Annotated in this window: 12 protein-coding genes, 1 tRNA gene and 1 pseudogene; 9 read left to right on the plus strand and 5 right to left on the minus strand. The window is 64.0% G+C overall.

Annotated elements, in window-relative coordinates; translation table 11 throughout:
* Positions 1–59 precede the first annotated feature (59 nt).
* A complete protein-coding gene (locus tag A5636_RS24525; protein ID WP_155763990.1) occupies positions 60–1,457 on the minus strand; it encodes a zinc-dependent metalloprotease in 1,398 nt (465 codons plus the stop codon).
* 78 nt (positions 1,458–1,535) lie between these two features.
* Here A5636_RS24525 and A5636_RS24530 point away from each other — a divergent pair, with 78 nt between their 5' ends.
* Complete coding sequence (locus tag A5636_RS24530) at positions 1,536–2,558, plus strand: YlbL family protein (RefSeq protein WP_065161247.1); 1,023 nt, start codon at positions 1,536–1,538, stop codon at positions 2,556–2,558.
* A gap of 57 nt (positions 2,559–2,615) precedes the next feature.
* Positions 2,616–5,600, plus strand: coding sequence for a UPF0182 family protein (locus tag A5636_RS24535; protein WP_065161248.1), 2,985 nt, complete (start codon positions 2,616–2,618; stop codon positions 5,598–5,600).
* A gap of 101 nt (positions 5,601–5,701) precedes the next feature.
* On the opposite strand, the gene A5636_RS24540 is transcribed toward A5636_RS24535, so the two are convergent.
* The gene (locus A5636_RS24540) at positions 5,702–6,685 is read right to left on the minus strand and encodes a GlxA family transcriptional regulator (protein WP_172827309.1); all 984 of its coding nucleotides are present in this window, start codon (positions 6,683–6,685) and stop codon (positions 5,702–5,704) included.
* A 111-nt stretch (positions 6,686–6,796) separates the two neighbouring features.
* On the opposite strand from A5636_RS24540, the gene A5636_RS24545 reads away from it, so the two are divergent.
* Both A5636_RS24545 and A5636_RS24550 read left to right on the plus strand, forming a co-directional pair.
* Positions 6,797–7,447 (plus strand): HD domain-containing protein, encoded by a 651-nt coding sequence (locus A5636_RS24545; RefSeq protein ID WP_065161257.1) that lies wholly within the window; start codon positions 6,797–6,799, stop codon positions 7,445–7,447.
* Positions 7,448–7,464: 17 nt separating this feature from the next.
* A complete protein-coding gene (locus A5636_RS24550) occupies positions 7,465–8,169 on the plus strand; it encodes a nitroreductase family protein (RefSeq protein WP_065161249.1) in 705 nt (234 codons plus the stop codon).
* Positions 8,170–8,185: 16 nt separating this feature from the next.
* Here A5636_RS24550 and A5636_RS24555 read toward each other — a convergent pair whose 3' ends face one another.
* Positions 8,186–8,896, minus strand: coding sequence for an alpha/beta fold hydrolase (locus tag A5636_RS24555; protein ID WP_253900688.1), 711 nt, complete (start codon positions 8,894–8,896; stop codon positions 8,186–8,188).
* A 231-nt stretch (positions 8,897–9,127) separates the two neighbouring features.
* Between A5636_RS24555 and A5636_RS24560 the strand changes: the two genes are divergently transcribed.
* The 4 genes from A5636_RS24560 to A5636_RS24575 all read left to right on the plus strand — a co-directional run bounded on the left by A5636_RS24560 (position 9,128) and on the right by A5636_RS24575 (position 13,268).
* A complete protein-coding gene (locus A5636_RS24560) occupies positions 9,128–10,498 on the plus strand; it encodes an FAD-dependent oxidoreductase (protein WP_155763991.1) in 1,371 nt (456 codons plus the stop codon).
* A gap of 114 nt (positions 10,499–10,612) precedes the next feature.
* On the plus strand, positions 10,613–11,095 hold the full coding sequence (locus tag A5636_RS24565; protein ID WP_065161250.1) for a hydrogenase: 483 nt from the start codon (positions 10,613–10,615) through the stop codon (positions 11,093–11,095).
* Positions 11,086–11,682, plus strand: a complete 597-nt coding sequence (locus A5636_RS24570) for a UbiX family flavin prenyltransferase (RefSeq protein WP_065161251.1) — start codon at positions 11,086–11,088, stop codon at positions 11,680–11,682. Before A5636_RS24565 ends, A5636_RS24570 begins: the two co-directional genes overlap by 10 nt.
* The gene (locus A5636_RS24575; RefSeq protein ID WP_065161252.1) at positions 11,679–13,268 is read left to right on the plus strand and encodes a UbiD family decarboxylase; all 1,590 of its coding nucleotides are present in this window, start codon (positions 11,679–11,681) and stop codon (positions 13,266–13,268) included. Before A5636_RS24570 ends, A5636_RS24575 begins: the two co-directional genes overlap by 4 nt.
* On the opposite strand, the gene A5636_RS24580 is transcribed toward A5636_RS24575, so the two are convergent.
* The gene (locus A5636_RS24580) at positions 13,265–14,470 is read right to left on the minus strand and encodes an RtcB family protein (RefSeq protein WP_065161253.1); all 1,206 of its coding nucleotides are present in this window, start codon (positions 14,468–14,470) and stop codon (positions 13,265–13,267) included. The genes A5636_RS24575 and A5636_RS24580 overlap by 4 nt on opposite strands.
* Positions 14,471–14,610: 140 nt before the next feature.
* Between A5636_RS24580 and A5636_RS24585 the strand changes: the two genes are divergently transcribed.
* Positions 14,611–14,684 (plus strand) — tRNA-Met (locus A5636_RS24585).
* Positions 14,685–14,726: 42 nt separating this feature from the next.
* Here A5636_RS24585 and A5636_RS26725 read toward each other — a convergent pair.
* Positions 14,727–15,043, minus strand: a pseudogene (locus A5636_RS26725) (IS481 family transposase); the annotation flags it as partial.

A 15,043-nucleotide genomic window follows, 5' to 3' on the forward strand; every position in this document is an offset into this window, starting at 1 on the left:
CCGCGAACGGTCCTAGCTCGCCGGTCAGCGCCTGACGCGGCTGATACGCCGGCTGCTACTCAGTTATCTCGGGGACCAGGCCCTTCGGTGTCGCGGTTGTCGCCGTCGAGTTCGGCTTTCAGGTCGGAGAGGGCCTCGTCGATCCCGCTGGTGTCGCCGCCGACGACCCGGTCGATGAATGCCGCCGGATCGTCGAGATCGTCGGCTGCGGGCAGCAGGTCCGGGTGTTGCCAGACGGCGTCGCGCGCGTCCATGCCGGCGGCCTCGGTGAGCCGCGCCCACAGGGCCCCGGCTTCACGCAGCTTGCGCGGGCGCAGTTCCAGCCCCACCAGGGTGGCGAAGGTCTGCTCAGCGGGGCCGCCACTGGCCCGGCGGCGCCGCAGCGTTTCGCTCAGTGCGGCTTCGCCGGGCAGCCGCTCGCCCAGCGCGGCCGTCACCACGGTCTGCACCCAGCCCTCGATCAGGGCGAGCAGCGTCTCGAGCCGCTCGAGTGCCTGGGTCTGCGCGGGCGTTGCCTTCGGTTCGAACACGCCCTGACTCAGCAGCTGTTCCATGGCCGCCGGATCGGCCAGCGATGCCGGATTGAAATCGCGAGCCAACTCCTCGATGCCGGACATGTCGATCTTGATGCCCATCGCGTAGGCCTCTACGGCTCCCAACAGCTGACTCGACAGCCACGGCACATGGCTGAACAACCGATGATGTGCGGCCTCGCGGGCGGCCAGGAAGGTCATGATCTCACTGCGCGGCTGCTCGAGACCCTCGGCGAAGGACTCCACCGCATCCGGCAGGATCGCGGCTATTCCCTTGGGGCCGAGCGGCAGACCGACGTCTGTCGAGGTCAGCACTTCCCGGGACAAGCGGCCCAGTGCTTGACCGAGCTGCGACCCGAACGCGACCCCGCCCATTTGCCCCATCATCTGCAGCAGCGGGCCGGCCATGCTCTTGGCTTCGTCCGGCAGCGACCGCACCCACACCGCCGAGATCTGCTGAGCCATCGGGTCGCACAACCGCTTCCATGTCTGCAGTGTGTTGTCGACCCAATCCGACGGGCTCCATCCCACCGCTGCGGTGGTGCCGGCGGGCAGCGCCGTGGCCCCGTTCAGCCAGGTTTCGGCCAGATGGACGGCATCGGAGATAGCGGAGTTGGTGGCTGCCGGGATGGGCGCGACGAATCCGATGGAGCTCGACGCGACCTGACGGGCCAGGTCGTAGTTGATCGGGCCCGTGTCCTTGCCGGAGGTCATGGCGCTGCCGACGCCACCGAACATCTCACCCAGCCGGGTGAAGAGTTGGCCGAGGTTGGCCATGTCGAACTCGCCGCCGAGGGGAAATGAACCGAACGGGTTGGCGCCCGATCCGGAGTCGGGGTCGTCCTTCCCGCGCTTGTCGCGCTCGGGGTCGTCCCCTGGGGAGAAGCCGAAGGGCAGGTCAGCCATAGGCTCAACGGTACCCACCCAGGAAACGGAACGCGCGGGCCGCGGTCACGCTCGCAGCTGAATTGGTCCAGACCGGCGCCGTCTAAGGTGAGCGGCGTGAACAGGCGGATTTTGACCCTGATGGTCGCGCTGGTGCCGATCGTGGTGTTCGGCGTGCTGTTGGCAGCGGTCACGGTGCCGTTCGTCTCGCTTGGTCCGGGACCGACGTTCGACACTCTGGGGGAGGTGGACGGCAAGCAGGTTGTACAGATCGAGGGAACCCAGACCCACCCCACAACGGGGCACCTGAATATGACGACGGTGTCCCAACGGGATGACCTGACCCTCGGTGAAGCCGTCACCCTGTGGATCTCAGGGCAGGAACAACTGGTGCCGCGCGACCTGATCTACCCGCCGGGCAAGTCGCGGGACGAGGTCGACAAGGCCAACGACGCCGACTTCAAGAGCTCCGAGGACAGTGCCGAGTACGCCGCGCTGGGCTATCTGAAGTATCCCGAAGCGGTCACCATCGCCTCGGTGAGCGAAGGTAGTCCGTCCCAGGGCAAGTTGAAGCCGGGCGATGCGATTGACGCCGTCGACCGCAAACCGGTAGCCAACGTCGAACAATTCACGGCGTTGCTGAAGAACACCAAGCCCGGCCAGGTCGTGACGATCGACTACCGGCGCAAGAACGAACCAGCCGGCGTCGCGCAAGTCACCCTGGGCAGCAACAAAGACCGCGACTACGGGTTCCTGGGCGTGGCGGTGCTCGACGCGCCGTGGGCACCGTTTGCGGTGAATTTCAACCTGGCCAACATCGGTGGGCCGTCGGCTGGATTGATGTTCAGCCTGGCCGTCGTGGACAAGCTCACCACCGGCGACCTGGCTGGATCGACGTTCATTGCGGGCACCGGCACGATCAGCGTCGACGGCAAGGTGGGGCCTATTGGGGGCATCACGCACAAGATGGCTGCCGCGCGGGCGGCCGGGGCCACGGTGTTCCTGGTGCCCGCGAAGAACTGCTACGAGGCGGTCTCGGAGATCCCGTCCGGGTTGAAACTGGTCAAGGTCGAGACGCTGGGCTCGGCGGTGGACGCCCTGCACGCCTTGACGTCGGGGGGCCCGACGCCGAGTTGCTAGAACTGCCACGTGCGTAGAGTTGTGACCGTCGGAAAAACTGAGCAGGGAGCGTAACCAGTGGGAATGCGGCCGGGCGCAAGGATGCCGAAGCTGACCCGGCGCAGCCGGATCTTGATCTTCATCGCCCTGGCTGTGGTCGTGTTGCTGCTGACGGGTCCCCGTTTGATCGACGCCTACGTCGACTGGCTGTGGTTCGGCGAGCTGGGCTATCGGTCGGTGTTCACCACTGTGCTGATGACCCGCATCGTGGTGTTCCTGGTGGCGGGCCTGCTGGTCGGCGGCATCGTGTTCGGCGGGTTGGCGCTGGCCTACCGCGCCCGCCCGGTGTTCGTCCCGAGCAACGACAACGACCCGGTGGCGCGGTACCGCGCCGTCGTGTTGCAGCGCCTGCGGCTGATGGGCATCGGAGTGCCTACCGCGATCGGTCTGCTGGCCGGTGTGGTGGCGCAGAGCTATTGGGTGCGGATCCAACTGTTCCTGCACGGCGGCGACTTCGGGATCACCGATCCGCAATTCGGCAAGGACCTTGGTTTCTACGCCTTCGAGTTGCCGTTCTACCGGCTGGTGCTCAGCTACCTGTTCGTCGCGGTGTTCTTGGCGTTCGTCGCAAACCTGGTGGCGCACTACCTCTTCGGCGGTATCCGGTTGACCGGGCGGGCGGGTGTGTTGAGCCGCTCGGCCCGGATTCAGCTGATCAGCCTGGTCGGAGTGCTGGTATTGCTGAAAGCCGTTGCCTACTGGCTGGATCGATACGAATTGTTGTCGCACACCCGCGGTGGCAAGCCGTTCACCGGCGCCGGATACACCGACATCAATGCGGTGCTGCCGGCCAAGTTGATCCTGATGGCGATCGCGCTGATCTGCGCGGCGGCGGTGTTCTCGGCGATCACGCTGCGGGATCTGCGGATTCCGGCGATCGGCCTGGTGTTGTTGCTGCTGTCGTCGCTGATCGTGGGTGCGGGCTGGCCGTTGATCGTCGAGCAGATCAGCGTCAAACCCAATGCGGCGCAGAAGGAAAGCGAATACATCAGCCGAAGTATCGCGGCGACCAGACAAGCGTATGGGCTGACACCGGACGTGGTGACCTACCGCAACTACACCGGAGACGGACAGGCCACCGCGCAGCAGGTCGCCGCCGACCGCGCCACCACCTCGAACATCCGGCTGCTCGACCCGACGATCGTCAGCCCGGCGTTCACCCAGTTCCAGCAGGGCAAGAACTTCTATAACTTTCCCGACCAGTTGTCCATCGACCGCTACCTCGACCGCAACGGCAACCTGCGCGACTACGTGGTTGCCGCGCGGGAGCTCAACCCGGACAGGTTGATCGAGAACCAGCGGGACTGGATCAACCGGCACACCGTATACACCCACGGCAACGGGTTCATCGCGTCGCCGGCCAACACGGTGCGTGGCGTCGCCAACGACCCGAACCAGAACGGCGGCTACCCCGAGTTCCTGGTCAACGTCGTAGGCGCGAACGGCAACGTCGTGTCGGACGGGCCGGCGCCGCTGGACCAGCCGCGAGTCTACTTCGGACCGGTGATTTCGAACACGGCCGCCGACTACGCGATCGTCGGAAAGACCGGCGCCGACCGGGAATACGACTACGAGACCAGCACCGAAACCAAGAACTACACCTACACCGGCGGTGGCGGCGTGCCGATCGGCAGTTGGCTGTCCCGCAGCGTGTTCGCGGCGAAGTTCGCCGAACGAAACTTCTTGTTCTCCAACGTGATCGGCAACAACAGCAGGATCCTGTTCAACCGGGACCCGGCCCAGCGGGTAGAGGCGGTGGCGCCGTGGCTGACCACCGACAGCTCGGTTTACCCGGCGATCGTCAACAAGCGCATGGTGTGGATCATCGACGGCTACACCACCCTGGACAACTACCCCTACTCCGAGCTCACGTCGTTGTCGTCAGCCACCGCGGACTCCACCGAGGTGGCCTTCAACCGGCTGGCTCCGGACAAGAAGGTCTCCTACATTCGCAACTCGGTGAAGGCCACCGTTGATGCCTACGACGGCACCGTCACGCTCTACCAGCAGGATGAGAACGACCCGGTGCTCAAGGCCTGGATGCGGGTCTTCCCGGGCACAGTCAAGCCCAAGGGCGATATCAGCCCCGAACTCGCCGAACACCTGCGCTATCCAGAGGATCTGTTCAAAGTGCAGCGCATGCTGCTGGCCAAATACCACGTCAACGATCCCGTGACGTTCTTCTCCACATCGGACTTCTGGGATGTGCCGTTGGACCCGAATCCGACCGCGAGCAGTTACCAGCCGCCGTACTACATCGTCGCGAAAAACATTGCCAAGAACGACAATTCGGCGTCATACCAGCTGACCAGCGCGATGAACAGGTTCAAGCGCGATTATCTGGCCGCCTATATCAGCGCGAGTTCGGATCCGTCGACCTACGGCAGGATCACAGTGCTGACCATCCCGGGGCAGGTCAATGGCCCCAAGTTGGCCAACAACGCGATCACCACTGATCCGGCGGTGTCCCAGGACCTCGGCGTGATCGGCCGCGACAACCAGAACCGCATCCGCTGGGGCAATCTGCTCACCCTGCCGGTGGGCCAGGGCGGGCTGCTGTATGTCGAACCCGTTTATGCCTCGCCGGGTGCCAGTGACGCGGCATCGTCGTATCCACGCCTGATCCGGGTGGCGATGATGTACAACGACAAGGTTGGTTACGGTCCGACCGTGGGTGATGCGCTGACGGCGCTGTTCGGGCCTGGTGCCGGTGCCGCCGCGACCGGGATCCAGCCGACCGAAGCCGGAATGCCGGCGAGTCCGCCGGCCAACCCGCCGCCACCGCCGGCGGCTGGACCTGGACCGCCGCCGCCGACGGCAGCGGTGCCGCCGCCCCCGGACGCAACGGCCGGTCTGTCTTCGGCGAAAGCAGCTGCGCTGCAAGAGATCCAGGCTGCCATCGGTGCTGCGCGGGATGCGCAGAAGAAGGGTGACTTCGCTGGCTACGGGTCTGCGCTGCAGCGCCTCGACGAGGCGATCACGAAGTTCAACAACACCAAGTAGGTCGGTGCCGTCATCCGGCCGGCTCACCCGGGGCCGCGAGCGCGCGTGTCTGCACACCGACACGCCGCAAACGCTGGCATTAAGTGCGCGCTCGGCCGGCGTCAGCCCCGCACGGCCGTCCGGAATCTTTCCCGGTAGGCCTTCGGGGAGACGCCGAGGTGGTCGACGAACACTCGCCGCAAGCTTTCGACGCTGCCGAATCCCGCCAGCCGCGCGGTCTCGGAGACGGTTCGGCCGGCGTCCAGGGCGGCGCGTGCGGCGTCGATCCGAACCATTTCCACATAGCGCGCCGGTGTGGTGCCGAGTTCGGACTGGAAGAGTCGGGTCAGCTGCCGCGTGCTCAGGGATGCCAGCGTCGCGAGGGAGTTCACGCTGTGGCGGGCCGTCGGGTCGGCCGAGATCGCGTCGGTGACCTTGCGCAGCGGAGATTCTGGCGGGGGATCCGCCTCCACCAGGACTGAGAATTGCGATTGGCCGCCGGCGCGCTTGAGGTATACGACCAACCACCGTGCGACGGCGCGAACCAATTCGCTGCCGTAATCCATCTCGACGAGTGCTAGCGCCAGGTCGATGCCGGCCGAGATACCGGCAGAGGTGAAGATGTTGCCGTCGCGGACGAAGATGGCGTCCGGTTCTACCGTGATGCTCGGAAACGCCCGAGCGAATAACCGGACGTCATGCCAGTGGGTGGTGGCGCGTCGTCCGTTGAGCAGGCCGGCCTGTCCCAGGATGAACGAGCCCGTGCAAATCGATGCGAGCCGGCCGGTTTTGCCCGCGATGGATTTGACCGCTTCGACGAGTTCAGGGTCTATTGCGCGGCGCGGCAGGTTGTCGCTGCCGGCAACCATCACGGTGTCCGCGCGCTCGATGGACGACAGGGCCTCCGTGACACCCAACCGGGCTCCGATCGAGGTGGTCACGTCGCGGCCGTCCACCGAGGCAAACTTCACCTGATAGTCGGCACCGAAGCGGTTAGCCTCGGCGAACACCTCACCTGCCCCCGCGACGTCCAACATCGTCACGTCGTCGAAAACGACGATCACCACCACGCGCGGGGCACCGGAGGCGCCATTGGGAGACCGCATCCACCCATTGTCCCGGCTGTGTCGCATTTTGTGGGAATGACGGCACAAACGGCCACCAGCAAATACGGCGGTGGCCTGCACACTGAGTTCATTCAACCGAGGAGGGAACCCATGGCCACTCAATCGATAGAAACCATCGCCGGGGTCGTGATCCCTGACACCGCCCTGGTACGCGAGGTTACGGAGTACATCCGCGACGTGGAAGACGACCTGCTCTTCGACCATTCCCGGCGGGTGTTCTTGTTCGGGGCGCTTCATGGCCGTCGGTTGGGTCTGCAACCCGACCTGGAGTTGCTCTATGTCGGGGCGATGTTCCACGACATCGGCCTTACCGCGCGCTACCGGACCTCCATGCTGCGTTTCGAAGTCGATGGTGCCAACGCGGCACGTGACTTCCTGCTGGAGCGTGGTTACGACCCGGCTGACGCGGAGAAAGTATGGCTGGGCATCGCTCTGCACACCACCCCGGGAGTGCCGGAATTCCTGGACCCCGAAATCGCTTTGGTCACAGCCGGTGTCGAGACGGACGTGCTCGGCATGGGCCGCGAAGACCTGGTGCCCGAGGCGCTGGACGCGGTCACCGCCGCGCACCCGCGCCCGGACTTCAAGAACCGCATCATCGCGGCGTTCAACAACGGTATGAAGCACCGTCCCGCAAGCACTTTCGGCACCATGAACGACGACGTGCTGGCACACTTCGATCCGAGCTTCAAGCGGGAGAACTTCGTCGACATCATCCACAACAACAGCTGGCCCGAGTAACAGAAAGGAAGCAGGAAATGGACGTTTACGAAGCGCTGTACACCACCAGGATGATGCGGCGGTTGCGACCGGATCCGATTCCGTTGGACACGCAGGCCCGCATTCTCGACGCTGCCGTTCGCGCCCCGAACGGGGGTAACACCCAGCGCTGGCACTTTGTGGCGGTGGACGATCCGGAACTCAAAGGTGAACTAGCGCAACTGTTCCGACAAGCACGCGCTGTCGAGTACGAGAAGTTCAGCACCGGAACGGGGCCGATGGCGACGCCGGCACCCGGTGTGGATCCGGCCGCCCACGCTGAGACGATGCGTCGAATCAAGGGTTCTGGGAACTATCTGGCGGACCATTTCGAGGAGATTCCGTTATTGCTGTTCGTCTTTGCCATCGACGACCTCGGTGGCGCCAACATCTATCCGGCGATCTGGAGTGCATTGCTGGCCGCCCGCGCCGAAGGTGTCGGCGGGGTGATGACCATGGTGCTCCGCAATTTCGAGGACACGGTGAACGAAATGCTCGGTGTGCCCGTCGAGGAGGGCTGGAAGATGTCGGCGATGCTGGCCCTCGGCTACCCGCGTGGCAAGTGGGGGGTCGCCGCCAATCGGCGTCCCGTGCAGGAGGTTTCATCCCGTAACCACTGGGACTCACCGTTCGGGGTCGAGGTGCCCGAACCGTTGTGGCCACCTCAGCAGGACGTCCCGGCCGGGCTTTCCGCGGTGGGATGAGCTGGCCTGCATGGATTCAGGCCGCCAGGATCGCGTTGGCGATCTCGTCCGGGTGAGTCAGCAAGGCATTGTGGGTTCCGGGAACGACGGTGGGTTCGACCGTCAGGCGCGCGGCGAATTCTGCGGCCGGCCAGTGCAGGGCATGATCGTGTTCACTGGCCAGGTAGGCGGTGGGGACGCCAAGTGTGGCGGGATCGACGTCTATTGCATCGGTGAAGTAGCGCCCGGGCTGAGGCATGAGTAAGTCGGCCACCAACCGCTGCAGCTCGGGCGCAACGCCTTGCATGAACGCCTGCTCAACGTCTTTCAGCGTGGCGGGGATGGAGCCCGTCGGGGATTCTTCGATCAAACGCAGATTCAACTCGCGCAAGTGTGGAGGGTCGTCGTCAACAAGACTCCTGCCTCGAACCGGTATCAGCGCATTCAGGTAGACCACTTTGCTGACCCGTTCGGCGAGTAGACGTGCAGCGGCGGTGACGGGGTAACCGCCCCAGCTATGGGCAACCAGCACAACATTCGCGTCCTCGACGCGACGCACTTCACCGACGATGTGATCGACCGCATCTTGCAGGCGGTAGCCTGTCGGATCGTCACCGTCCGCGAGACCGGGCAGTGTCAACGTAAGTGCCTTCTGACCAGCCGCGCGCAGCCGGTTGGCGACGGGCTGCCATGACCATCCTCCGTGCCAGCTTCCCGGAACAAGCACGTAAGTTTCCGTTTGGTTCACGTGTCCTTCCCATTTCAGACCGTTCGCGTTGGTGCATTCAAGTCTGTTGTGCACCAGTGTTTTCCAGCTGAGCCGGGGACCCCCAACAGTTCTACCTCAGTAGCGCGGCTCATCGCCCGGCGGTCCGATCGAGATGTCGCTATTCGTGGACAGGCTGTCCGAATTTCGAGTGCCGTCGACTTCTCACCTCCCCAAGACTGGCTGTTGCCCAGCGTCGAAGAGGAGATGATTTTGGCTGAAAGTGCTGAAAATAGGGACAACGCTGTAGTTCTCGGGGCCAGCATTGCTGGGCTCCTGGCGGCGCGGGTGCTGGCCGACTTTTACGGCGTCGTGACCGTGGTCGAACGTGATCTCTTGCCGGATGGACCAGTGACACGCCGCGGAGTACCGCAAGGCGGGCTGCCGCATATCCCGGCAGCCCGCGCAACGCAGACTATGGAACTGCTGTTCCCCGGCTTCCTCGACGACCTGGTCGCTCATGGTGCGCGCGTCTGGGACGACGGCGACCTGTCGAGGCTGTGCATGAACTTCGGCGGACACCAGCTGCTCGGTTCCGGCAACATCCCCGACCCTGACTCCCTCGTCATCCATTACGCGCACCGGCCGTTGTTGGAATGGCGTTTACGTTGCCGCGTGCGGGCCATACCCAACGTGCAGTTCCGGGACGGGCATGACGCGGTGCGGCTGACGTCGACCGACCAACAGGGCCGCGTCAACGGTGTAGTGGTGGCTCGCCGTGACCTGGCCAGCTCCGAAGAGACCTTGCCCGCAGATTTTGTCGTGGATGCGACCGGGCGGGGCTCGCGCACCCCGGTATTCCTGGAGCAACTCGGCTACAGCCGGCCGCGTGAAGACGAACTCAAGGTGCACGTCACCTATTCCGGCCTGCCGGTGTACGTAGCGCCGGGCACGTTGCGGGAAAACATCACCCTGCGGGCGGCCGAACCCAGCCGTCCGATGGCTTTTGCCATGTTCGCCGGCGAAAGCGATATTTACATGTTGGCGCTGCAAACGCTGGCGGGGCAGCCGGCCCCCACTGACCGTGTCGAGCTGTTCAATTGCCTGACTGGGATTGCACCCGCGCATGTGTTGGCGGCCGCGCGCTCCGCGGAACCCCTTGCCGACGTCACGCAGTACAAGTTTCCCTCCAACCGGTGGCGACGTTACGACAAGCTGGCGCGCACGCCCGACGGCTTGATCGTCATGGGGGACGCCATGTGCAGTTTTAACCCGTTGTATGGACAAGGGATGTCGGTCGCCGCTATCGAAGCGCTGGTTCTGCGTGATTGTCTGCGACAGGGCGACGAACGCCTTGCGCGCCGGTTCTTCGGTCTCGCTGCCAAGGAGATTGCCGTCGCTTGGCAAACAGCCGTGAGTTCGGACCTGGCACTGCCGCAGATACCAGGTAAGCGCACCGCGTCGGTGCGGGTCCGGAACGCTCTCGTGGACCGGTTGATCTGGGCCGCGCAAAGCGATCCCGTGATGGTCCAGCGATTCCTGCAGCTGATGAACATGGTGGGTCCTCGCGCAGAGTTGTTCCGCCCGTCGACGATGTTGCGCATGGTCGCGCAGCGACCGTTCGCCGCGGCCGCGGCCAGCTGATTGCCGGGCCTGCGCTTGGCGACGGTAAATGTGGGACAGACGTCTCTTCGTCACTTGTCGCTGAACCCTCCGGCGGCCCATGCTTGATCCATCGCGATCCAGGAGGTGTTTCTCATGGCCCAATTACAAACAACAAGCCACAGTCTGGTCCGGCACGGGGTGGCGTTGTTCTTCCTCGGCTTGGTGACAGGTACCCAGCAGCGGCGCTTCACCAACATGCGTATGGCCCTGTCGGCCCATCTGGAAGGAGTGATGAACGGGACCTTCCTGATGGCCTTGGGTGCGATATGGGATCACGTGGATCTGCCGCCGGAGGTCGAACCGGTGGCCCGTTGGACGACGCTCTACGGCACTTACGGCAACTGGCTGTTCACCGCGCTCGGCGCGGCATTGGGTACTGCCGCCGCCAATCCGACTCTGTCCCAAGGGCATCACGGAACGGCATGGCAGGAGCGGATTGTGTTGCTCGGATTCCGCAGCATGCGTTACGCGTTCCTGACGGCAGTGGCGCTGATCCTTCTGGGCATCTTCCGGCGAAACACACTGCAAGACAACACAGTCGACCGAGTGAACGAAGGAGAACGGCAATGCGTTTAGTAGTCGCCATGACCGGCGCGACGGGCGCTGTGCTTGGTGTCCGCCTGCTTGAAGTCCTGCGTGACCTGGATGTCGAGACCCATTTGGTGCTCAGCGACTGGGCAAGGGCCACTATCAAACTCGAGACGGATTACACCGTCAACGACGTCCGAGCCCTGGCTGCACATGTCTACAGTGCTCGCGACCTGGCCGCCGGAATCTCCAGCGGGTCATTCCGGACCGACGGCATGGTCGTCTGTCCGTGCAGCATGAAGACGTTGAGCGCCATCCGAATCGGCTTCAGCGACAACCTGATCACTCGAGCCGCGGACGTGACCTTGAAGGAACGCCGCAAACTGGTCTTGGTTGCACGTGAAGCACCGCTGAGTGAGATCCACTTGGAGAACATGCTTTACCTGTCGCGTGCCGGTGCGGTGATCTTCCCGCCGACGGTTGCCTACTACGCGCGGCCCTCCTCAGTTGACGACGTGACGAACTACGTGGTCGGGCGCGTCATCGACCAACTCGGAATCGAACATTCGCTGATCGAGCGGTGGAAGGACAGTCCGCAGCCCGTCAACGGTCACGAGTTGGAGCTGACAACATGAGCACCGCCACCGAGATTTCCGCGCTGCAGCCAAGCAGCCCTGACAGCGGCCCCGATCTGCGTAGCTGGATGGATACGCTCGAGGCCGCCGACCAACTGCGCCACGTCACCACCCGTGTCGACTGGGACGAGGAGATCGGCGCCGTCACCCGCGCGAACCTGTCGCTCGGCGGTCCTGCATTGCTGTTCGAAAACATCAATGGTCACGAAAACACCCGGTGCACAAAGTTTCTGACGTCTGGGATCGGGAACCGGCGGCAGATCCGACTCATGTTGGGCTTGCCGGAGGGTAGTAGTGATGCTGCAGTCGTGCGTCATCTCAAAGAGGCTTTCAAGCAACCGATTCCGCCGCGCATAGTGGAGTCCGGCCCGGTAAAAGAGAACATCGTCGAGGGTGACCAGATCAACCTCTGGGAGTTTCCGGCCCCGAAATGGCATGCCACCGATGGCGGTCGGTACATCGACACGTTCTGCGGCGTGGTCACCGAGGACAAAGTCACCGGGCGCGACAACATCGGCGTCTACCGGGGCATGATCGCCGACCGGGACAAAATCGCGAAGCTGCTTGCGCCCATCCAGGGATGGGGTGGGCATCTGCAGCAGTACAAGCCAGAGCCGATGCCGGTGGCAATTGTGTACGGTTGGCACGACGTCCTGCCGTTCTGCGCCGGAAGTCCGTTCCCGAAGGACGTCTGCGAGTGGGACATGATGGGCGCATTGCTCGGCCGTCCGGTCGACTTGGTGGCCTGCGAGACGGTGCCCCTGCATGTGCCGGCGAGCGCCGAGATCGTCGTCGAGGGATACCTGGACCCGGACCCGGCGACGTTCCTCCCGGAGGGGCCGTTTGCGGAGTACCCCGGATACCTCGACGGCCATGCGACGCCTACGCCGGTGCTGCGGGTCACGCGGATCACCCATCGCAACGATCCGGTGCTGCGCGGCTCTCTCGAAGGGATGCGGCCGGGATTCCTGGTGGAAGACTCCATGATCAACTACGCGCGTTCGGCGATCGCCTGGAATCTGCTCGACAGCCTGGGGGTCAGGGGCGTCACCGACGTGTGGATGTCACAGGTGACCAACGGCACCAACATCGTCGTTCAAATCCACAAGGCCTACCGCGGGCACGCGCAGCAAGTCGCCGCCGCGTTGTGGGGGACCAGCGGATCCATCTGGTTCTACAAGAACGTCACGGTGGTCGAAGAGGACATCGACATCCACGATCCGGAGGCCCTCGACTGGGCCATGGCCTACCGGGTCAACGCCGGCCTCGGTGACATCTCGTTCTACGGGCCAACTCTCGGCTCACCGCTGGATCCGTCCACGCCGCCGCAGAAACAGGACATGGCGAAGTACGGCAGCGGCGAATGGACCCGGGTGCTCATCGACGCCACCCGGAGTTGGGAGTTCGAACCGCGCCCGGAATGGGGCGGGCGCCACTACCCGGCGGTCAACACGATCTCCCCGGCGCTGGAGGCGCGAGTGGCTGACCGGTGGGAGGAGTACGGCATCGGCATTCCCTACCTCGACGACGAGCGGCGGGAACTGCTGACCATGGAGCAACTCAGCAAGCGCCTGCCGGACGTCTAGGTGCCCTTGACATTCATGATCTGGCGCAGCGAGGTGACGATCTCCACAAGCGGTTCGGCGTCGGCCATCACCTGGTCAATGTCCTTGTAGGCCTGCGGTATTTCGTCGATCCACGCCTTGCCGTGCCGGTATTCGATGCCCACCATCGCTTCGGCCAGATCCTGTTCGGAGAACAGCTTTTTCGCCTTCGTCCTGCTGTACCGGCGGCCGGCGCCGTGCGGTGCCGACCACAACCCGTCGGGGTTTCCCTTGCCCCGCACGATGTACGACCGGCTACCCATGGAGCCGGGGATGATGCCCAGCTTGCCCTCAGTTGCGTCGATCGCTCCTTTGCGGGTGAGCCAGACGGTTCCTCCATCGATGGTGGTTCGGGCGGTGTAGTTGTGGTGGGTGTTGATGCGCTCGGATTCCACGCGTTGCGCCTGCACACCGAACCACTCCGCGAAGACGTGCACGAATCGATCCATCATCTCCGCCCGGTTGAGGTAAGCGAACCGTTGCGCCCACTCCAAATCCTTGAGGTAGCGGTCGAATTCGTTGGTGCCCTCCTTTAGGAACGCGAGGTCACGGTCGGCCAGTTTGATTGTCGGGTCGTTTGAGCATTGATCGAGTGCGATGTTGATGTGCCGCTGGGCGATCTTGTTGCCTACCCCGCGTGAACCACTGTGCAAGAACAGCCAGACGTTGTCGGCGGTGTCCAGACAGAGCTCGATGAAATGGTTACCGCCGCCCAGAGATCCCAACTGCTGCATCCACTTCGGGCTGTGGGACAGGTCCACGCCGAGGTCGGTCTGCAGTTTGAGAAGCGCGTTGTGCTTGTTGGCGGTGAACGGAAAGCGCTGCATGGTCTTGTTGTAATTTCCCGGCGACAGGGGAATGGCGTCCTCGACGAGATGCCGCAGTTTCTTCAGCTTAGGGGTGTAGTCGCCGTCGAATCTGGCGCGCAGATCGTTTTCGGTGAACCGCGTCTTCGCCGCGACCATGCCGCAGCCGATGTCGACGCCGACGGCCGCGGGAATCACCGCACCCTTGGTAGGTATGACGGTGCCGACGGCGGATCCCTTGCCCAGGTGCGCGTCGGGCATCAGCGAGACGTGCGGGTGAACGAACGGCATGGATGCGGTCAGCTTTGCCTGCGCGACGGTGTCGGCGGCGATTTCGGTGGCGAAGTTGACCAGCTTCGGCCCAAGGCGGTGCGACATGGTCGTCTCCTCGGGCGGTGTGGGGATGCGGGTCACTTCGTGGTACTACCCAGCTACCAGCACCGCAAGCGTCCCGCTCGTGCGGTTGACCGCGCGATTTGGTCAGTGCAGCACGGGTTGGGTAGCCTTGCGTTTACCGACGCGGGGTGGAGCAGCTCGGTAGCTCGCTGGGCTCATAACCCAGAGGTCGCAGGTTCGAATCCTGTCCCCGCTACTATGTGATGTCGCAAGACATCGGAATAGCTCTGAACCTACGTTAGGTTCGGGGCTTTTTCCGTGTGGGGCCTTTGGGTGCGCCGGTGGGTTGGTAGTTCCTGGTGGGGTCGAGGGTGAAGTCGCGGAGTAGTTCTCCGGTGGCGGCGTTGATGATTCTGATGTTGAGGTCTTGGACGAGGATCAGGACGCGGGTTCGGTAGTGGGTGCGGCCGATGCCGATGTGGTGGAGGCGGCCGTTGACGCGCAGGGTGATTGATCCGGCTTGGTCGACGCGGTCGGTGCGTACGCGGTTGTGGGTGTCGATGCGGGTTGCTGGGTCGGCTTTGGGTCGGCTGGTGTAGGCGGTGGCGGGGGTGG

This window comes from Mycobacterium asiaticum (assembly GCF_001673315.1).
GTDB lineage: Bacteria > Actinomycetota > Actinomycetes > Mycobacteriales > Mycobacteriaceae > Mycobacterium > Mycobacterium asiaticum_B.

Bases quoted from the DNA above. Each gene is read 5' to 3' on its own strand.
- A5636_RS24565 (WP_065161250.1), top strand. From the start codon at position 10,613: ATGGCCCAATTACAAACAACAAGCCACAGTCTGGTCCGGCACGGGGTG.
- A5636_RS24550 (WP_065161249.1), top strand. From the start codon at position 7,465: ATGGACGTTTACGAAGCGCTGTACACCACCAGGATGATGCGGCGGTTG.
- A5636_RS24570 (WP_065161251.1), top strand. From the start codon at position 11,086: ATGCGTTTAGTAGTCGCCATGACCGGCGCGACGGGCGCTGTGCTTGGT.
- A5636_RS24580 (WP_065161253.1), bottom strand. From the start codon at position 14,470: ATGTCGCACCGCCTTGGGCCGAAGCTGGTCAACTTCGCCACCGAAATC.
- A5636_RS24575 (WP_065161252.1), top strand. From the start codon at position 11,679: ATGAGCACCGCCACCGAGATTTCCGCGCTGCAGCCAAGCAGCCCTGAC.
- A5636_RS24545 (WP_065161257.1), top strand. From the start codon at position 6,797: ATGGCCACTCAATCGATAGAAACCATCGCCGGGGTCGTGATCCCTGAC.
- A5636_RS24540 (WP_172827309.1), bottom strand. From the start codon at position 6,685: ATGCGGTCTCCCAATGGCGCCTCCGGTGCCCCGCGCGTGGTGGTGATC.